This window comes from Pseudomonas sp. 15C (genome assembly GCF_055484735.1).
Window position 1 is genome coordinate 202,127 of sequence record NZ_JBUDGD010000003.1, and the last position, 19,876, is coordinate 222,002.

Here is a 19,876-nt window from a genome sequence, read left to right on the forward strand (position 1 = left end):
CTGCCGCTGGACTGATGTTGATGGCAGTAACCGTCAACGCTGTGGCCGATTCAAAGGTCAACAGCGTGCGCCTGTGGCGGGCGCCGGACAACACGCGACTGGTCTTCGACTTGAGCGGCCCGGTACAGCACAGCGTATTTACTCTGACTGCACCGGACCGTTTGGTCATCGACATCAATGGTGCCACTCTCGGTGCACCCTTGAATGTACAGACCGCCAACACGCCGATCACCGCCATGCGCTCGGCCCAGCGCACGCCCACCGATCTGCGGGTGGTCATCGACCTGAAGAAAGCCGTCACCCCGAAAAGCTTCTCGCTGGCGCCGAACGCACAGTACGGCAACCGGCTGGTGGTCGACCTGTTCGACAACCCGGCCGATGCCGCGCCGCCGCCTGCACCAACGCCTTCGGTGGCAACCGTGCCGGCAGTGCCGGTGACCCCGACGGAACCGGCAATCAAACTGCCGCCAGCCCCGGCCGGCAAGCGCGACATCATTGTGGTGATCGACGCCGGCCACGGCGGTGAAGACCCCGGTGCCTCCGGCTCGCGCGGCCAGCGTGAAAAAGACGTGGTGCTGCAGATCGCTCGCGAATTGCAGCGTCAGGTCAACGGCATGAAAGGCTTCCGTGCCGAGCTGACGCGTACCGGCGACTACTTCATTCCGTTGCGTGGGCGTACCGAAATCGCCCGCAAGAAGGGCGCTGACCTGTTCGTCTCGATTCACGCCGACGCCGCGCCATCCGCTGCAGCGTTTGGTGCTTCGGTATTTGCACTGTCCGATCGCGGCGCTACGTCGGAAACCGCCCGTTGGCTGGCCGACAGCGAAAACCGTTCCGACCTGATCGGTGGTGCCGGCAACGTCAGCCTGGATGACAAGGACCGCATGCTCGCTGGCGTGCTGCTCGACCTGTCGATGACGGCCTCGCTGACCTCCAGTCTCAACGTCGGCCAGAAAGTTCTGACCAACATCGGCCGCGTTACGCCGCTGCACAAACAGCGCGTGGAACAGGCGGGGTTCATGGTACTGAAATCGCCGGACATCCCATCGATTCTGGTCGAAACCGGTTTTATCTCCAACGCCAACGAGGCCAACAAGCTCTCGGCATCGAGCCACCAGCAAGCGCTGGCCCGCTCGATCAGCAGCGGCGTGCGCCAGTTCTTCCAGCAGAACCCGCCGCCGGGCACCTACATCGCCTGGCTGCGTGATTCCGGCAAGATCGCCCAAGGCCCGCGCGATCACCGCGTCGGCCCCGGTGAGACGCTGGCGATGATCGGCGTGCGCTATCAAGTGTCGCCGGCGACGCTGCGTGCGGCGAACAACCTGAAAACCGATGAGCTGAAAGTCGGCCAGCACCTGACCATTCCCGGCACTGAACTGGCGTCGAAAGAATGAATCAGGTACTGAACAGCGCCCGCATCGAACTGCTCAGCCCGCGGCTGGCGAACCAGATTGCCGCCGGTGAGGTGGTTGAGCGTCCGGCCTCGGTAATCAAGGAGTTGCTGGAAAACAGCCTCGATTCCGGCGCCAAGCGTATCGATGTCGATGTCGAGCAGGGCGGCGTCAAGTTGCTGCGGGTGCGTGACGACGGTAACGGCATTTCCGCCGACGACCTGCCGCTGGCGCTGGCCCGTCACGCCACCAGCAAGATTCGCAACCTCGAAGACCTCGAGCAGGTCATGAGCCTGGGTTTTCGCGGCGAGGCGCTGGCGTCGATCAGCTCCGTGGCGCGCCTGACCCTGACCTCGCGCACCCGCGACGCCGATCAGGCCTGGCAGGTCGAGACCGAGGGCCGCGACATGGCGCCCCGCGTGCAACCGGCCGCGCACCCGGTCGGCACCTCGGTGGAAGTCCGCGACCTGTTTTTCAACACCCCGGCGCGGCGCAAATTCCTCAAGACCGAAAAAACCGAATTCGATCACCTGCAAGAGGTGATCAAGCGTCTGGCGCTGGCGCGTTTCGACGTGGCCTTCCATCTGCGCCACAACGGCAAAACCATCCTCAGCCTGCACGAGGCCCACGATGATGCGGCCCGCGCCCGGCGGGTGGCGGCTATCTGCGGCTCGGGTTTCCTTGAGCAGGCGCTGCCGATCGAGATCGAACGCAATGGCTTGCACCTGTGGGGCTGGGTCGGTTTGCCAACGTTCAACCGCAGTCAGGCGGACTTGCAGTATTTCTTTGTGAATGGCCGCGCGGTGCGCGACAAACTGGTCGCCCACGCGGTGCGCCAGGCCTATCGCGACGTGCTGTTCAATGGTCGCCATCCGACGTTCGCGCTGTTTTTCGAAGTGGATCCGGCGGCGGTCGACGTCAACGTGCACCCGACCAAACACGAAGTGCGCTTTCGCGACGGGCGCATGGTCCATGACTTCCTGTATGGCACCTTGCACCGTGCGTTGGGCGACGTGCGTCCGGAAGACCAGTTGGCCGGCTCCGTGACCACGGCCATCGTGCGACCCAGCGGAATCGAGGCGGGCGAATTTGGCCCGCAAGGCGAAATGCGACTTGCCGCGAATGCGTTGCTCGAGCAGCCGCAGGCGCAACCGGCGTTCAATACCTCGTCCGGTGCCAGTGTTGGCGGCGCTTATCAGTATCAGTACACGCCACGCCCGCAGTCGGCCCTGCCCGCTGCCGAGGCTCAAGCCGCTTACAAAGAATTTTTCGCGCCGCTGCCCGAGGCCAATGCCAGCGCGCTACCGACCGGCCAGGAAGATATTCCGCCGCTCGGCTATGCGCTGGCGCAGCTCAAGGGCATCTACATTCTTTCCGAGAACGCCAATGGCCTGGTGCTGGTGGACATGCATGCTGCCCATGAGCGGATCATGTACGAACGCCTGAAAATCGCTATGGCCAGTGAAGGCCTGAGCGGTCAGCCGTTGCTGGTGCCGGAGTCGCTGGCCGTGAGTCAGCGCGAAGCCGATTGCGCCGAAGAGCATGCCGCGTGGTTCCAGCGGCTTGGCTTCGAATTGCAGCGGCTGGGCCCCGAGACCCTGGCGATCCGGCAGATTCCGGCGTTGCTCAAGCAGGCCGAGGCCAACCGTTTGGTCGGTGACGTGCTGTCGGACCTGATGGAATACGGCACCAGTGACCGCATTCAGGCGCACCTCAACGAATTGCTTGGCACCATGGCCTGCCACGGCGCGATTCGCGCCAACCGGCGCCTGGCCCTGCCGGAAATGAACGGCCTGCTGCGTGACATGGAAAACACCGAGCGCAGCGGTCAATGCAACCATGGCCGACCGACCTGGACCCAACTGGGTCTGGACGATCTGGACAAACTGTTCCTGCGCGGTCGTTGATGAGCCAGCTTCCTCCAGCGATTTTCCTGATGGGCCCGACCGCTGCGGGCAAGACCGACCTGGCCATCGAGCTGACCAAAGTGCTGCCCTGCGAGCTGATCAGTGTCGATTCGGCGCTGGTCTATCGCGGCATGGACATCGGCACCGCCAAGCCTTCAAGAGCGCTCTTGGCCGAACATCCGCACCGCTTGATCGACATTCTTGATCCGGCCGAAGCTTATTCGGCTGCGGATTTTCGCCGCGATGCCCTGCAAGCCATGGCCGACATCACCGCACGCGGCAAAATTCCGCTTCTGGTGGGCGGCACCATGCTCTATTACAAGGCTTTGGTCGAAGGTCTGGCCGACATGCCCGCCGCCGATCCCGAGGTCCGCGCGCAGATCGAAGAAGAGGCCGCGCGCCTTGGCTGGCAGGCCCTGCACGATCAATTGGCAATCATCGACCCGGTGTCGGCGGCGCGGATTCATCCGAACGATCCGCAGCGCCTGAGTCGCGCCCTCGAAGTTTATCGCGTCAGCGGTCGCAGCATGACTGACCTGCGTCAGCAACAATCTGCGCAAAGTACCGAAGCAGCCGCTTCGGGACTGCAACAATTGCCCTATACTGTCGCGAACCTGGCCATTGCCCCGGCAGATCGCCAGGTACTGCATGAACGCATCAAACAAAGATTCACAAATATGTTGGAACAGGGATTCATCGACGAGGTCGTAGCCCTGCGTAATAGAAGTGACCTGCATGCCGGGTTGCCGTCTATACGTGCGGTAGGCTATCGCCAAGTCTGGGACTACCTGGATGGCAAGCTGACGTTGGCCGAAATGCAGGAGCGCGGCATCATCGCCACGCGCCAATTGGCCAAACGCCAGTTCACCTGGCTGCGCAGCTGGGAAGATTTACACTGGCTGGACAGTCTTGATTGCGACAATCTGCCACGCGCCTTGAAATACCTTGGGACCATCTCCATATTGAGCTGAGTCCTTGCAATTGCCGTCTATCCTTGGGGGTGTGGCGGCCAAAGCCATCTGAATTACCTATTTTTTATTATTGAATCCTTAAAGGAGTGCGGCACATGTCAAAAGGGCATTCGCTACAAGACCCTTACCTGAATACTTTACGTAAAGAGAAAGTCGGGGTTTCCATCTACCTGGTCAACGGTATCAAACTGCAAGGCACGATCGAGTCGTTCGACCAGTTCGTGATCCTGCTGAAGAACACCGTCAGCCAGATGGTTTACAAACACGCTATCTCGACCGTAGTGCCGGTTCGTCCGATTCGTCTGCCTAGCGCAACCGAAAACGAACAGGGCGACGCAGAGCCAGCTCCGGGTAACGCCTGATAGGAGTCTCCTTTGTTCTTTGAGCGCCACGGTGGTGGTGAACGAGTGATTCTCGTTCACTTGGATGGACAGGACCCTGAGGCGCGCGAAGATCCGCAGGAGTTTCAGGAGTTGGCTAATTCGGCCGGCGCCGAGACCGTTGCGTTTTTTAACGTGCCGCGTCATCGGCCAACCGCCAAATACCTGATTGGCAGCGGCAAGGTCGAAGAGCTACGCGACCTGGTCAAGGCTGAAGAAGCCGATCTGGTGATTTTCAATCACGTCCTCACGCCCAGCCAGGAACGCAACCTCGAACGTGTTTTCGAGTGTCGCGTGATCGACCGCACCGGTCTGATTCTCGATATTTTCGCCCAACGCGCCCGTACCCATGAAGGCAAGCTCCAGGTCGAACTGGCCCAGCTTGACCACATGAGCACCCGGCTGGTCCGCGGCTGGACGCACCTTGAGCGTCAGGGTGGCGGCATCGGCATGCGCGGTCCGGGTGAAACCCAGCTCGAAACCGACCGGCGTCTGCTGCGGGTGCGCCTGCGTCAGATCAAGGGCCGGCTGGAGAAGGTGCGCAGCCAGCGCGAGCAGTCGCGTCGCGGCCGTTCGCGGGCAGAGATTCCGACCGTATCGCTGGTCGGCTATACCAACGCCGGCAAGTCCACGCTGTTCAACAACGTGACGAAATCCGAGGTCTATGCGGCTGACCAGCTGTTCGCCACGCTCGACCCGACCCTGCGTCGTCTGGATCTGGATGACCTGGGGCCGATTGTCCTGGCCGATACGGTAGGTTTCATTCGGCACTTGCCGCACAAGCTGGTTGAAGCATTTCGGTCTACCCTCGAAGAGTCGAGCAACTCGGACTTGCTGTTGCACGTCATCGACGCAGCGGAGCCGGATCGCATGTTGCAGATCGAGCAGGTGATGGTGGTGCTGGGCGAGATTGGTGCCCAGGACTTGCCGATCCTCGAGGTCTATAACAAACTCGATTTGCTCGAAGGTGTCGAGCCGCAAATCCAGCGCGACGAAGACGGCAAGCCCCAGCGGGTCTGGTTGTCGGCACGTGATGGCAGCGGTCTGGAATTGCTCGAACAGGCGATTGCCGAATTGCTCGGCAGTGATCTGTTTGTCGGTACCTTGCGTTTGCCGCAACGCTTCGCGCGACTGCGTGCGCAGTTTTTCGAACTCGGCGCGGTGCAGAAAGAAGAGCACGACGAAGAAGGTGTCAGTCTGCTGACCGTTCGTTTGCCCCGGATCGAGTTGAATCGACTGGTAAGCCGCGAAGGATTGCAGCCGATGGAATTCATCGAGCAACACACTTTGCAATAAAAGCCTGAAAAAGCGGTTGTGCCGCAACGGCAGGCATTCTGTAGCATTGGTCGGCGCGCCGTGGGTGCGTCTTTGCTTTATCAGATGGAGAGCGCTATGGCTTGGAATGAGCCGGGTGGCAACTCGAACAATCAGGATCCCTGGGGCGGCAAGCGCCGCAATAACGGCGACCGCAAGGGGCCACCGGATCTCGACGAGGCCTTCCGAAAGCTGCAGGAAAGCCTGAACGGGTTGTTCGGTGGTGGCAAGAAACGTGGTGATGACGGCGGTGGTTCGGGCAAGAGCAGTGGCGGCTTCGGCGGCCTGCTCGGCATCGGCCTGGTCGTGCTGGCGGCCGTCTGGCTGTACAGCGCCGTCTACGTGGTGGACGAGCAGGAGCAGGCCGTGGTGCTGCGCTTCGGCAAGTACTACGAGACTGTCGGCCCGGGCCTGAACATTTATTTCCCGCCGATCGACAAAAAGTACATGGAAAACGTGACGCGTGAGCGTGCGTACTCCAAGCAGGGCCAGATGCTCACTGAAGACGAAAATATCGTCGAAGTGCCGCTGACCGTGCAGTACAAGATCAGCAACCTGCAGGACTTCGTGCTGAACGTCGATCAGCCGGAAATCAGTCTGCAGCATGCGACTGAAAGTGCCCTGCGCCACGTGGTCGGTTCGACCGCCATGGACCAGGTGCTGACCGAAGGGCGTGAATTGATGGCCAGCGAGATCAAGGAGCGTCTGCAACGTTTCCTCGATACTTATCGCACCGGCATCACCGTTACCCAGGTCAACGTACAGAGCGCAGCGGCACCGCGTGAAGTGCAGGAAGCCTTCGACGACGTGATCCGCGCCCGTGAAGACGAGCAGCGTTCGCGCAACCAGGCCGAAACCTACGCCAACGGCGTGGTGCCGGAAGCCCGAGGTCAGGCCCAGCGCATCATCGAAGATGCCAACGGTTACCGCGACGAAACGATCTCCCGCGCCAAGGGTGAGGCCGATCGCTTTACCAAACTGGTCGCCGAGTATCGCAAGGCACCTGAAGTCACCCGCGAGCGTCTGTACCTGGACACCATGCAGGAAGTCTTCAGCAACACCAGCAAGGTACTCGTGACCGGCAACAAGAACGGCCAGAGCAATCTGCTCTATCTGCCGTTGGACAAGATGATCCAGAACAGCTCGGGCAACGCACCGGTCACCGGTTCGGCCGCCAGCAACAACACGGACGTCACGCCGCATGTCACTGACGTGCCGCAGACACGTACAAGGGAGACCCGCTGATGAGCAATAAATCGCTGATCGCCCTGATCGTTGGCGTCGTTGTGGTACTGGTGGGCTGGAATTGCTTCTATATCGTCGCTCAGACCGAGCGTGCGGTGCTGCTGCAATTCGGTCGCGTGGTTCAGGCGGATGTCCAGCCGGGTCTGCATGTGAAGGTGCCTTACGTTAACCAGGTGCGTAAATTCGACGCACGCCTGTTGACGCTGGACGCACCGACGCAGCGCTTCCTGACCCTGGAAAAGAAAGCCGTGATGGTCGATGCCTACGCCAAGTGGCGAGTGAAAGATGCCGAGCGCTTCTACACCGCGACTTCCGGTCTCAAGCAGATTGCCGACGAGCGTTTGTCGCGTCGTCTGGAGTCGGGCCTGCGTGACCAGTTCGGCAAGCGCACCCTGCACGAAGTGGTGTCGGGTGAGCGCGATGCACTGATGGCTGACATCACTGCATCGCTGAACAAGATGGCGGAAAAGGAGCTGGGTATCGAAGTCGTCGATGTCCGGGTCAAGGCCATCGATCTGCCGAAGGAAGTGAACCGCAGCGTGTTCGAACGTATGAGCACCGAGCGTGAGCGTGAAGCTCGCGAGCACCGCGCCAAGGGTAACGAGCTGGCCGAAGGCATCCGTGCCGACGCTGATCGTCAACGCCGCGTGCTGCTGGCTGAAGCCTATCGTGAATCCGAAGAGGTTCGCGGTGATGGTGACGCCCAGGCCGCTGCGATCTATTCCAAGGCCTACGGCCAGGATCAGGAGTTCTACGGTTTCTACCGTAGCCTGCGTGCCTACCGTGAAAGCTTCGCGAACAAATCCGACGTCATGGTCCTCGACCCAAGCAGCGACTTCTTCCGTTATCTGGAAAAAGCCAAGCCTTGATGCGACGTTGACCTGAATCGCTCCGCCCGGCGGCTAAATCCTCGGGCGGGGTGATCCTTTGGGAAAACGTGTGTATGATGCGGCAGCCGGGAAATTCCCGGCTTTTTTGCGTCTGCACGTTTGATTGCTGTTTTTTGTTGCAGGCATCGGGTTGAATGGCCCGAACGTTTTTCGAGGAAAGTGGTGGGCGAAGCCGGTAACAGGCCTTTTGCCGCGTCGTTCATGCGCGTGCGTTTTGAACGGGTCAACCATTTTCTGCTTCACTCAAGGCTCGCCCGCAGGCTGGCCGCCCGGATCAAAGGGGAATGGCGTAATGGCAACGGTAGACCGCTGGCTGCTGCCAGATGGCATCGAAGAAGTACTGCCACCGGAAGCGGCGCGCATCGAAGTCGCGCGTCGTCAGGTGTTGGATCTGTTCCAGAGCTGGGGTTACGAATTTGTCGTGACTCCCCATATCGAGTACCTGGAATCCCTGCTGACCGGTGCGGGCCAGGACCTGGATCTGCGCACCTTCAAGGTCATCGACCCGCAGTCGGGTCGGCAGATGGGATTCCGCGCCGACATCACACCGCAAGTCGCGCGCATCGATGCGCACACCCTGCGCCGCGAAGGCCCGAGCCGGCTGTGCTACGCCGGCAGCGTGCTGCACGCCCAGCCGCGGGCCTTGTCGTCCTCGCGCAGCCCGATCCAGTTGGGTGCCGAGTTGTACGGCGACGCCAGCCCGAGCAGCGACGTTGAAGTGATCAGCCTGATGCTGGCCATGCTGCAACTGGCCGACGTGCCGGACGTGCACATGGACCTTGGTCATGTCGGCATCTATCGGGGGCTGGCACGCGCCGCCGGTTTGTCGGGTGAAGTCGAACAGCAGTTGTTCGATGCGCTGCAACGCAAGGCCATCGACGAGGTCATTACCCTGACCGAAGGCTTGCCGGCGAATCTGTCCGACATGCTGCGCGCTTTGGTAGACCTGTGTGGCGGTCGCGAAGTGTTGAGCGCTGCGCGCGAGCGTCTGGCCAATGCGCCGGCGCCAGTGCTGGCGGCCCTGGAAGACTTGCTGGCGATTGCCGAGCGTCTTTCGGTGCGCTTCCCTGATCTGCCGTTGTACTTCGACCTGGGTGAATTGCGCGGCTATCACTACCACACCGGTGTGGTGTTCGCCGTGTTCGTGCCGGGCGTGGGTCAGTCCATCGCTCAGGGCGGTCGTTACGATGACATCGGCGCCGATTTTGGTCGTGCGCGTCCGGCGACCGGTTTCTCTACCGATTTGAAAACCCTGGTGACCCTGGGGCGTGCTGAGATCGAGCTACCGTCTGGCGGTATCTGGATGCCTGACAGTACGGATGCGGCACTCTGGCAGCAGGTTTGCCAGTTGCGCAGTGAGGGTCAGCGTGTCGTTCAGGCCTTGCCTGGACAACCTTTGGCCGCCGCCCGTGATGCGGACTGCGACCGGCAATTGATTCAGCAGAACGGGCTTTGGCAAGTATCGCCACTGGCTTCTTGAGTTTTCCTGCCGGCCTTCGCCGGCACCAAGTTTGCGCGAATGAGGACAAGTGTTATGGGTAAGAATGTCGTAGTCCTGGGCACCCAGTGGGGTGATGAGGGCAAAGGCAAGATCGTTGATCTGCTGACCGAACATGCTGCCGCCGTAGTGCGCTACCAGGGTGGCCACAACGCGGGCCACACGCTGGTGATCGACGGCGAGAAAACTGTCTTGCACCTGATCCCGTCGGGTGTGCTGCGCGAAGGCGTGCAGTGCCTGATCGGCAATGGCGTGGTCGTCGCACCTGATGCCCTGCTGCGCGAGATCACCAAGCTGGAAGAGAAAGGCGTACCGGTGCGTGAGCGTCTGCGTATCAGCCCGTCCTGCCCGCTGATCCTGTCCTTCCACGTTGCGCTGGACCAGGCCCGTGAAAAGGCCCGTGGCGAGCTGAAGATCGGCACTACCGGTCGCGGCATCGGCCCAGCGTACGAAGACAAGGTTGCCCGTCGTGGCCTGCGTGTCGGCGACCTGCTGAACATGCCGCGCTTTGAAGACAAGCTGCGTGAACTGGTGGATTACCACAACTTCATGCTGGTTGGTTACTACAAAGAGCCGGCCATCGAGTTCGAAAAGACCCTGGCCGAGTGCAAGGAATACGCCGAGCTGCTCAAGCCGCTGATGCTCGACGTCACCGCTGAGCTGCACGACCTGCGCCGTGCCGGCAAAGACATCATGTTCGAAGGCGCCCAGGGTTCGTTGCTCGACATCGACCACGGTACCTATCCGTACGTGACCAGCTCCAACACCACCGCGGGTGGCGTGGCAACTGGCTCCGGTGTTGGCCCGATGTTCCTCGATTACATCCTCGGCATCACCAAGGCGTACACCACGCGCGTCGGTTCGGGTCCGTTCCCGACTGAGCTGTTCGACGACGTTGGTGCTCACCTGGCCAAGCAAGGTCACGAGTTCGGCGCCACCACCGGCCGTGCCCGTCGCTGTGGCTGGTTCGACGCCGTCATCCTGCGTCGCGCTATCGATGTGAACAGCATCTCGGGCATCTGCCTGACCAAGCTGGACGTACTCGACGGTCTGGAAACCATCAACATCTGCGTCGGCTACAAAGACACGCAGGGCAACGCTGTTGCTCCGACCGATGCTGACAGCTACGTCGGCCTGCAGCCGGTCTACGAAGAAGTGCCGGGCTGGAGCGAATCGACTGTGGGTGCCAAGACCCTGGAAGAGCTGCCGGCCAATGCTCGCGCCTACATCAAACGCGTTGAAGAGTTGATCGGCGCACCGATCGACATTATTTCGACGGGCCCGGACCGCAACGAAACCATCGTTCTGCGTCATCCGTTCGCTTGATAAGTTGTTGATGTAAAAAACAAAGGCCCCTTAATCGGGGCCTTTGTCGTTTATGCCTGTTGGACGGCATGACCTTTGCTGTGAATCTGTCTACAAGAGTGCCACCAAATTAATGGCGTCAGACGTAGAGGGATTTCAAAGTGTCGGCCGTTCTCTCACTGTTACAAAGCCGTTTGCTGCGGCCCGTGTTCGTTACCTTGGGTATCGCCCTTTTGGTGCAAGTGTTGGTGGCCGTTGCCCTGACGCGAAGCACCGTCACGGCGCTGGAAGCGGATCTGGCGACGCGCCTGGGAACCGACAGCCAAAAGCTGTCCGGGGAACTGGAGCAGGCCGGGCGGGAAGTCACTTCCAGCCTCGACGCTTTGTCTGCCAGTACCCGGCAGCGTCTCACCGCTGGCCTGTCTTCACGCCTCAAAGAAGAGCAGGCGCAACTGCGTGCCACGCTGGAAAAGGACCTCAAGGATTCGGCCAATGACATGGCGCAGTTGCTCGCCTCCGTTGCTCCACGGGCGATGTGGGACAGCGACGTACCGACCCTGTCGGAATTTGCCCGTCGCGCCCAGCGCAATCCCAACGTGTTGTTCGTGGTGTATGACGATGCCACCGGTCAGCACCTGACCCGCTACCTCAACCGGGAAAACCCGATCAACAAGGCCTTGCTGGAAAAAGGTCAGGGCGAGCGGGCGCTGGATAAAGTCCTCGATGCAGCGAAAAACGATCCCTCGGTTTATTACCTCGAAGCGTCGATCAATCCCAATGGTGTGGAGATCGGCAAGGTGCTGATGGGCGTTTCCACAGCCTCGGTGGAAACCGACCTGGTCGAACTCGACAAACGTTTCTCGGCGCTGATCGCCAGCAGCGATCAACTGGTCGGGGACAGCCTCAAAGGCGCCGCGGCGGACAGCGCAAAAGCCATGCAGGCGCGCCTGCAGTCGGCGCAGTCCACGGCTGGCGAGATGAAAGCCAATACCGCGCAGACCGTTCAAGAGGCGGCGGCGACGCTGCGCTGGCGCATCGGCCTCGGCCTGGCGCTGGTCGGTTGCGCGGTGCTGCTGTTGCTGGCGGTGGTGCTGGGCCATCGCGTAGTCAATCGCCTGAAAATGCTCAACGCGGCGATGGACGACCTGGCGGCGGGCGAGGGCGATCTGACCAAGCGTGTGCAGATCAACAGCAAGGACGAAATCGGCGACATGGCCTCGGCAGTCAATCGGTTTGTGGACAAGTTGCAGCCGATCGTGCGCGAAGCTGGCGATGTGGCGCAGCGTACTGGCGTGGAAATTGGCGCGATGACCCTGCGCAATGCGGGCGCCGATGCGGCGGCAGGCATGCAGCGTGATGAAGTTGCCGAGAGCCTGCGTGCGTTGTCGCAAATGGCCGACGAGGCGCAATCGGAAAGCCATGCGATGCAGGCTGCACTCAAGCAAGTGGTGGAAATCCGTCAGGCGACCGATGAAAACACCCGCACCTCGGCCAAGGTTGGCGGCCTGATCGAAGCGCTGGCCGGGCAGGTCGACACCGGGGCGAAAGTCATCGAGCGGCTGGCGCAGCAGAGTGAACAGATTGAAGTGGTGCTGACGGTTATCCACGGCATTGCTGAGCAAACCAACCTGCTGGCCTTGAACGCGGCGATTGAAGCTGCGCGTGCAGGCGAGACCGGTCGCGGTTTTGCGGTTGTGGCAGACGAAGTGCGCGCATTGGCGAGCAAGACGCAAAGCTCCACCGGCGATATCCAGGCGCACATCGTCGCGTTGCAGCAGGGCGCGCGCGAAGCGGTCGAGGCGATCGGCCAGGCCGGGCGTCAGGCCAGTGAAGGCTTGCTGGTATTGCGTGACAGTGCGCGACTGCAGCAATCGGTGCAGGCTTCGGTTGAACAGGTGCACGCAGCGATTGGCCTCGCGACACAAGCCGCAGCACATCAGGCGCAGGGTGCGCAGGCGGTGCGCGGGCGGGTCGAAACCATTCATGCCCAGGCTGAAAAAGCCGCGCAGGCGGTGGTGGAAACCACGGCCAGTGGCAAGGTGCTGGATGGTCTGGCGGCGCAGCTCAAAGCGAGCCTGGGGCAGTTCAGGGCTTGATGTTGATCGGGCTGGCCTCATCGCGAGCAGGCTCACTCCTACATTTGGAATACGTTTCCCTGTAGGAGTGAGCCTGCTCGCGAAAGCGGTATCAACGGCTCAGATACATCCGCGTTGTAAGCAGATAAACCGGCAACCCCGACACCACAATCAACAACGCCGCATAAGGCGCCGCCGCCGCGAACTCGACATTCGCCGTATGCGCCCAGACCTCAGTCGCCAGCGTATTGAGCCCGGTCGGACTGAGTAGCAGCGTCGCCGTCAATTCCTTCATCGCATCGAGAAACACCAGCGCAAACGCCGCGCCCAGTGCCGGGAAAATGATCGGCAGCGTCACCCGGCAAAACGCCGTGAATGACGAAGCTCCGAGCGTGCGCGCAGCCTCTTCCAGCTGTGGGGCAGCCTTGTTCAGCGCGGTGCGAATCGGCGCCTGCGCCAGCGGCAGAAACAGCAGTGCATAAGCAATCAGCAGCAGTCCCGAGGTTTGATACAGCACTGGCACGTAGTGCAGAGCGAAATACACCAGCGTTAAAGCAATCACCAAGCCCGGCAGCGCGTGCAGCAGATATGGCAAACGCTCGGCCCAGATCGCCAGTTGGCCTTTGTAGCGCACCACCAGCAGCCCAACCGGAACCGCCAGCAGCAGGCAAAGAGCAGCGCCACCCAGTGACAACGCCAGCGATGACAGCAGCGCTTCGGTAATCGCCGCTACCGGGAACGCAGCCGATGAGCCGACCGCCAGCCAGTAAGCGAGCATCCCCAATGGAACCCCGCTGCCGACAATCGCCAACGCCAGGCAGTACAGCTGACCGAGCGCAGTCCATGGTCCCAGGCGGACCTGTTCAGCCTGACGCGCTGCGCCTTGACCGGTGCGCACATGCCGGCCCTTGCCGCGCACGCGCAGTTCCAGCCACAGCAACAGCAGGCACAGCGCGAGCAATACCGCCGAGAGCATCGCTGCGTTGGCGTTGCTGAATTCCAGCTCGAACTGCTGATAGATCGCAGTGGTGAAAGTTTGCAGGCCGATGATCGACAGTGCTCCGAACTCGACCAGCATATGCAAGGCGATCAACAGCGAGCCGGCCAATAGCGATGGCCAAAGCAGTGGCAGGGTCACTCGGAAAAACACGCCCCAGCGATTCTGCCCTAGCGTGCGAGCGGACTCTTCAAGGGAAGGGTCAAGGTTGCGCAACGTCGCGGCGACCGGCAGAAAGATAAGTGGATACTTTGACAGGCTCATCACCAGAATCGCCCCGCCAAGGCCTTCGAACTGTGCGCTCAGCGAAACCCAGGTGAAGCTGCTGACAAACGCCGGCACCGCGAACGGCAGGCACAGGATCACGCCCCACAGGCGCCGCCCCGGCAGATTGCTGCGCTCCAACAGCCAGGCCAGTGACAAGCCGATCACGCCGCAAGTGATCGTTACGCCGACCATCAGCGCCAGGGTGTTGCGCAACAATCCAAACACATACGGGCGCCACAGCAAATGCAGCGCTTCGGCCCAACCCGCCTGCCACGCCTTGAGCCCGACATAGGCCAGCGGCAACAGGCTCAACACCACCAGCAACAACACGGGCAGCAGCAGCCAGACCGACGGCCGTTTGCGTTTCGGCACGTAACCCCCGCGCGCGGCGGGGGCGGATAACGATACGCTCATCAGTTCAAGCCAACTTCGCGTTCCAGTTCCAGCGCTTCCTCAGCATTGCCCAGATCGGCCGGCGTCACATTCGGTGCTTCCAGTTCGCTGAACGGCTTGAGCCCGCGATCCGACTCCATGCCTTTGTGCAGCGGATATTCGGCGGTGGTCTGGGTGATCACGCGCTGACCTTCTTCGCTGGCCATGTAGGCGAGGAATTGCTGGGCTTCTTTTGGATGTTTGCTGGACTTCAGCACGGCAGCGCTGGACACGGTGATCAGGCCGCCAGCGTCACCGCCGGTGAAGTAGTGCAGTTTCGAATCGAGCTTGCCTTTTTCGCGTTGCAGGGCGAACCAGTAGTAATTGTTCACCAGCACGGTAGCGACCTCACCGTTCTCCACGGCTTTGAGCGCGACCATGTTGTTGCTGTAAGTCTTGCCGAATGCGCGCAGGCCGGTCAGCCATTCTTCGGCGGCGTCACGCCCGTGCAGCTTGATGATCGCCACGGCCTGTTCCTGGAATGCGCCGCTGGTCGGCACGAAACCGACCTTGCCTTGCCATTGCGGCTCGGAAAATTCCATCACCGATTTCGGCAGGTCTTTTTCGTCGATCAGTTTCGGGTTGAACGCAACCACGCGCACACGAGCGGTGACGCCGATCCAGGTGCCGTTGGCGGCTACGTATTTTTCCGGCAGCACCGCCAGGGTTGCGGTGTCGGCCTTCGCCAACAGGCCTTGTTCGCCGAGGTTGTTCAGCGGCGGCGACTCTTCGGTGTAGATCACGTCGGCGGGGGAGCGGTCGCCTTCTTCGATGATCTGGCTGGCGAGCTGATTGCTGCTGCCTTTACGAACGTTGACGTGAATGCCGGTCTTGGCTTCGAAAGCCTTGGCAATCGCATCGCCGACTTCCTTGTGCTGGCCGTTGTACAGAGTCAGGGAAACCGCATCGGCTGCCTGGGTGAGGGGAGTGGCGAGCGCCAGGCCGAGGAGGGTGAAGGTCAGGCCTCGGCGCAGGGTATTTCGAAACGTCATTCGCAGGGTTCCTCACTGTCGCATTGCAAAAACTTGCAACAATGATAAACGATATTGGTTCTCAGATGCGCCTTGCGCGGGCATTGGCGTTTTGATAACTGCTGAGGCGATTGACGTTTCCGAAGGCCGGAAACGCAAAAACCCGCTTTCGCGGGTTTCTGTGGAATTCAAGGCCTGACCTTGAATTTGAATTGGTGCCCAGAAGAAGACTCGAACTTCCACGACCGTAAGGTCACCAGCACCTGAAGCTGGCGTGTCTACCAATTTCACCATCTGGGCAATCATCGCGAGCGTTGCCGCTGTTGATGTGGCGCACTATACGGAGCGCATTTTGATCTGTAAACCCCTGATTTAATTTTAATAAATCGGTTTTAAGAAAACCCGGGCTTAGAATGCAAAAAACCCGCTTTCGCGGGTTTTGTGTGAGCCTTGAAACTGATCTAGTCTCAAGCTCGAAATTGGTGCCCAGAAGAAGACTCGAACTTCCACGACCGTAAGGTCACCAGCACCTGAAGCTGGCGTGTCTACCAATTTCACCATCTGGGCAATATCGTCAGCGCATCTGCGTCTTCGATGGCGCGCACTATACGGAGGCTCTTTTTGACTGTAAACCCCTGTTGGCAAAAAATATGATTTTTTTTACCAGCGGTGGTCAAAATGGCTTTCGGACGGCAGATCATGGCATCAGTTGCGCCTTATATAGCCGGAAATTTCCCGTTTCATGGCGCCTATGCCAAACTAACCCGCATATAGACAAGGTGAAAACTCTCTAATGGCCGATTGGCAGTCCCTCGATCCCGAGGCCGCTCGTGAAGCGGAAAAATACGAAAACCCTATTCCTAGCCGCGAACTGATCCTGGCGCATCTCGCCGATCGTGGTTCGCCGGCTGCCCGCGAGCAACTGGTCGAAGAGTTCGGTCTGACCACCGAAGACCAGATTGAAGCCCTGCGCCGCCGTCTGCGCGCCATGGAACGCGACGCTCAACTGATCTACACCCGCCGTGGCACCTATGCGCCGGTGGACAAGCTGGATCTGATCCTCGGTCGCATCAGCGGTCACCGTGACGGTTTCGGCTTCCTGGTGCCGGACGACGGCAGCGACGACCTGTTCATGAGCCCGGCGCAAATGCGTCTGGTGTTCGATGGCGACCGTGCGCTGGCCCGCGTTTCCGGCCTCGATCGTCGCGGTCGTCGCGAGGGTGTGATCGTTGAGGTGGTGTCCCGCGCTCACGAAACCATCGTCGGTCGTTACTTCGAAGAAGGCGGCATCGGTTTTGTGGTTGCCGACAACCCGAAGATCCAGCAGGAAGTGCTGGTCACGCCGGGCCGCAACGCGAACGCGCAGATCGGTCAGTTCGTCGAGGTGAAAATCACCCACTGGCCGACGCCACGCTTCCAGCCGCAAGGCGATGTGGTCGAAGTGGTCGGCAACTACATGGCGCCAGGCATGGAAATCGATGTTGCCCTGCGTACCTACGACATTCCGCACGTCTGGCCTGAAGCCGTACTGAAGGAAGCCGGCAAGCTCAAGCCGGAAGTCGAAGAAAAAGACAAAGAGAAGCGCATCGACCTGCGCCATCTGCCGTTCGTCACCATCGACGGCGAAGATGCCCGCGACTTCGATGACGCGGTTTATTGCGAAGCCAAACCGGGCAAGCTACGCCTGTTCTCCGGCGGCTGGAAGTTGTACGTGGCGATTGCCGACGTTTCCAGCTACGTGAAAATCGGTTCGGCGCTGGACAACGAAGCGCAGGTGCGCGGCAACTCGGTGTACTTCCCCGAGCGTGTGATTCCGATGCTGCCGGAGCAACTGTCCAACGGCCTGTGCTCGCTGAATCCTCACGTTGATCGTCTGGCCATGGTCTGCGAGATGACCATCTCCAAGTCCGGCGAAATGACCGACTACTGCTTCTATGAGGCGGTGATTCACTCCCATGCCCGCCTGACCTACAACAAGGTCAGCGCGATGCTGGAAACGCCGAAGGTGGCCGAAGCGCGCAAACTGCGCGGCGAATACACCGACGTCGTACCGCACCTGAAGCAGCTTTACGCGCTGTACAAAGTGCTGCTGGCAGCCCGTCATGTGCGTGGCGCGATCGATTTCGAAACTCAGGAAACCCGGATCATCTTCGGTTCCGAGCGCAAGATCGCCGAGATCCGTCCGACCATCCGCAACGACGCGCACAAGCTGATCGAGGAATGCATGCTGGCGGCCAACGTGGCCACCGCCGAATTCCTCAAGAAGCACGAAATTCCTGCGTTATATCGCGTTCACGCCGGTCCGCCGCCGGAGCGTCTGGAAAAACTGCGCGCGTTCCTGGGCGAGCTTGGCCTGTCCCTGCATAAAGGCAAGGACGGTCCGTCGCCGAAGGACTACCAGGCCTTGCTGGCGGGCATCAAGGATCGTCCGGATTTCCATCTGATCCAGACCGTCATGCTGCGCTCGCTGAGTCAGGCGGTGTACAGCGCTGAAAACGACGGCCACTTCGGCCTGAATTACGAAGCCTATACCCACTTCACTTCGCCGATCCGTCGTTATCCGGACCTGCTGACGCACCGCGCGATCCGCAGCGTGATCCATTCGAAGCAGGATACCCCGCACGTTCGCCGTGCCGGTGCGATGACCATTCCGAAGGCGCGCATCTATCCGTACGACGAAGCGGCGCTGGAGCAGCTCGGCGAGCAATGCTCGATGAGCGAACGCCGTGCCGACGAAGCGACCCGCGACGTAGTGAACTGGCTCAAGTGCGAGTTCATGAAGGACCGCGTCGGCGAGTCGTTCCCGGGCGTGATCACCGCAGTGACCGGTTTTGGTCTGTTCGTCGAGCTGACCGACATTTATGTCGAGGGCCTGGTCCACGTTACGGCGCTGCCGGGTGATTACTACCACTTCGATCCCGTGCATCACCGTTTGGCGGGCGAGCGCACTGGGCGCAGCTTCCGTCTTGGCGATACGGTTGAAGTGCGGGTGATGCGCGTCGACCTCGACGAGCGCAAGATCGACTTCGAGATGGCAGAAAAAACCATCAGCGCGCCGATCGGCCGCAAAAAGCGGGGCGCTGAAACCGCCGTACCGGCTGCCAAGGCTGCTGAAGACAAGGCGCCGTCGAAAAGCGCCAGCCGTCGTCCGGCCAAGGAAAAAGCAGCAGAAGCCTATCGCCCGAGCGATGCCGTGGCGAAAAACGCCGAGCTGCGTAAAAGCCGCGAAATGAAGAAGGCCTTGCTCGACGATGCAAAAAGCGGTGGTAAAGCGGCGTCTGGGGGAAAGGCCGGACGGTCGGCGCCTGAAAAGGCTTCCGGCGGCAAGCCAGCCAAACCGAGCAAGCACCGCAAGGGCCCGCCAAAAGCGGGTTCCGCTCCAGCCAAAAGTGGCGGAGCCCGTAAACCGAAGGCGAAGTCATGAGTCAGTTGGAAAAAATCTACGGCGTTCACGCGGTAGAAGCGTTGCTGCGTCACCACCCAAAACGCGTCAAGCAGATCTGGCTGGCGGAAAGCCGCAACGATCCACGGGTGCAGACCCTGGTTGAGCTGGCTAACGAAAATCGTGTTCAGGTTGGCCAGGCCGAGCGCCGCGAAATGGACGCCTGGGTCGAAGGCGTCCATCAGGGCGTGGTTGCGGAAGTCAGCCCGAGCCAGGTCTGGGGCGAAGCGATGCTCGACGAATTGCTCGATCGCACCGAAGGCGCGCCGCTGCTGCTGGTGCTCGACGGCGTAACCGACCCGCACAACCTCGGTGCCTGCCTGCGCTCGGCCGATGCGGCAGGCGCGCTGGCAGTCATCGTGCCGAAGGACAAGTCGGCAACCCTGACGCCCGTGGTGCGCAAAGTCGCCTGCGGTGCGGCGGAAGTGATTCCGCTGGTGGCGGTGACCAACCTCGCCCGTACGCTGGAAAAACTTCAGCAGCGCGGTCTGTGGGTGGTCGGTACGGCGGGCGAGGCCGAGGTCAGCATTTATGACCAGGACCTGACCGGCCCGACCATTCTGATCATGGGCGCCGAAGGCAAAGGCATGCGTCGCCTGACCCGCGAGCACTGCGACTATCTGGTGAACCTGCCGATGGCCGGTAGCGTCAGCAGTCTCAACGTCTCCGTGGCTACAGGCGTTTGCCTGTTCGAAGCCCAGCGCCAGCGCGGCGCCAAGGCCAAGGCTGCCACGAAGAAGTCCTGAGCCACTGCAAATCCCCTGTAGGAGTGAGCCTGCTCGCGATAGCGG

Annotated in this window: 14 protein-coding genes and 2 tRNA genes; 12 read left to right on the top strand and 4 right to left on the bottom strand. The window is 60.9% G+C overall.

The window, feature by feature from the left end; genetic code table 11:
• Positions 1 to 14: 14 nt before the first annotated feature.
• From ACYYKW_RS03640 to ACYYKW_RS03685, 10 genes are all read left to right on the top strand, one after another.
• A complete protein-coding gene (locus ACYYKW_RS03640; RefSeq protein WP_394505899.1) occupies positions 15 to 1,394 on the top strand; it encodes an N-acetylmuramoyl-L-alanine amidase in 1,380 nt (459 codons plus the stop codon).
• On the top strand, positions 1,391 to 3,298 hold the full coding sequence (gene mutL / locus ACYYKW_RS03645) for a DNA mismatch repair endonuclease MutL (protein WP_464989440.1): 1,908 nt from the start codon (positions 1,391 to 1,393) through the stop codon (positions 3,296 to 3,298). The genes ACYYKW_RS03640 and mutL overlap by 4 nt, the downstream gene beginning before the upstream one ends.
• Positions 3,298 to 4,269, top strand: coding sequence for a tRNA (adenosine(37)-N6)-dimethylallyltransferase MiaA (miaA, locus tag ACYYKW_RS03650; protein ID WP_464989441.1), 972 nt, complete (start codon positions 3,298 to 3,300; stop codon positions 4,267 to 4,269). The genes mutL and miaA overlap by 1 nt, the downstream gene beginning before the upstream one ends.
• 95 nt (positions 4,270 to 4,364) lie before the next feature.
• Entirely contained in the window at positions 4,365 to 4,631 is a 267-nt protein-coding gene (gene hfq, locus ACYYKW_RS03655) for an RNA chaperone Hfq (RefSeq protein WP_090280768.1), read from the top strand.
• Positions 4,632 to 4,643: 12 nt separating this feature from the next.
• The gene (gene hflX / locus ACYYKW_RS03660; protein WP_090280771.1) at positions 4,644 to 5,945 is read left to right on the top strand and encodes a ribosome rescue GTPase HflX; all 1,302 of its coding nucleotides are present in this window, start codon (positions 4,644 to 4,646) and stop codon (positions 5,943 to 5,945) included.
• A 96-nt stretch (positions 5,946 to 6,041) separates the two neighbouring features.
• Positions 6,042 to 7,208 carry an FtsH protease activity modulator HflK gene (gene hflK, locus ACYYKW_RS03665; protein ID WP_039756854.1) on the top strand — a complete coding sequence of 389 codons (1,167 nt, stop codon included), beginning with the start codon at positions 6,042 to 6,044 and terminating at the stop codon, positions 7,206 to 7,208.
• Positions 7,208 to 8,077, top strand: a complete 870-nt coding sequence (gene hflC, locus ACYYKW_RS03670) for a protease modulator HflC (RefSeq protein WP_039756857.1) — start codon at positions 7,208 to 7,210, stop codon at positions 8,075 to 8,077. Before hflK ends, hflC begins: the two co-directional genes overlap by 1 nt.
• Positions 8,078 to 8,390: 313 nt before the next feature.
• A complete protein-coding gene (locus tag ACYYKW_RS03675) occupies positions 8,391 to 9,578 on the top strand; it encodes an ATP phosphoribosyltransferase regulatory subunit (RefSeq protein WP_336355840.1) in 1,188 nt (395 codons plus the stop codon).
• A gap of 54 nt (positions 9,579 to 9,632) precedes the next feature.
• Positions 9,633 to 10,922: an adenylosuccinate synthase gene (locus tag ACYYKW_RS03680; protein ID WP_464989442.1), complete on the top strand. Its 1,290-nt coding sequence runs from the start codon at positions 9,633 to 9,635 to the stop codon at positions 10,920 to 10,922.
• A gap of 140 nt (positions 10,923 to 11,062) precedes the next feature.
• Complete coding sequence (locus tag ACYYKW_RS03685; RefSeq protein WP_093105364.1) at positions 11,063 to 12,997, top strand: methyl-accepting chemotaxis protein; 1,935 nt, start codon at positions 11,063 to 11,065, stop codon at positions 12,995 to 12,997.
• Between the two features lie 91 nt (positions 12,998 to 13,088).
• Here ACYYKW_RS03685 and ACYYKW_RS03690 read toward each other — a convergent pair whose 3' ends face one another.
• The 4 genes from ACYYKW_RS03690 to ACYYKW_RS03705 all read right to left on the bottom strand — a co-directional run bounded on the left by ACYYKW_RS03690 (position 13,089) and on the right by ACYYKW_RS03705 (position 16,210).
• Entirely contained in the window at positions 13,089 to 14,654 is a 1,566-nt protein-coding gene (locus tag ACYYKW_RS03690) for an ABC transporter permease (protein ID WP_464989443.1), read from the bottom strand.
• Positions 14,654 to 15,664 (bottom strand): extracellular solute-binding protein, encoded by a 1,011-nt coding sequence (locus ACYYKW_RS03695; protein ID WP_093105356.1) that lies wholly within the window; start codon positions 15,662 to 15,664, stop codon positions 14,654 to 14,656. The genes ACYYKW_RS03690 and ACYYKW_RS03695 overlap by 1 nt, the downstream gene beginning before the upstream one ends.
• 192 nt (positions 15,665 to 15,856) lie before the next feature.
• Positions 15,857 to 15,943, bottom strand: a tRNA-Leu gene (locus ACYYKW_RS03700).
• Positions 15,944 to 16,123: 180 nt separating this feature from the next.
• Positions 16,124 to 16,210: transfer RNA gene (locus tag ACYYKW_RS03705), tRNA-Leu, on the bottom strand.
• Between the two features lie 226 nt (positions 16,211 to 16,436).
• Here ACYYKW_RS03705 and rnr point away from each other — a divergent pair.
• Together rnr and rlmB are read left to right on the top strand one after the other, a co-directional pair.
• The gene (rnr, locus tag ACYYKW_RS03710; protein ID WP_464989444.1) at positions 16,437 to 19,067 is read left to right on the top strand and encodes a ribonuclease R; all 2,631 of its coding nucleotides are present in this window, start codon (positions 16,437 to 16,439) and stop codon (positions 19,065 to 19,067) included.
• Positions 19,064 to 19,831 carry a 23S rRNA (guanosine(2251)-2'-O)-methyltransferase RlmB gene (gene rlmB, locus ACYYKW_RS03715; protein WP_093105350.1) on the top strand — a complete coding sequence of 256 codons (768 nt, stop codon included), beginning with the start codon at positions 19,064 to 19,066 and terminating at the stop codon, positions 19,829 to 19,831. Before rnr ends, rlmB begins: the two co-directional genes overlap by 4 nt.
• Positions 19,832 to 19,876 lie beyond the last annotated feature (45 nt).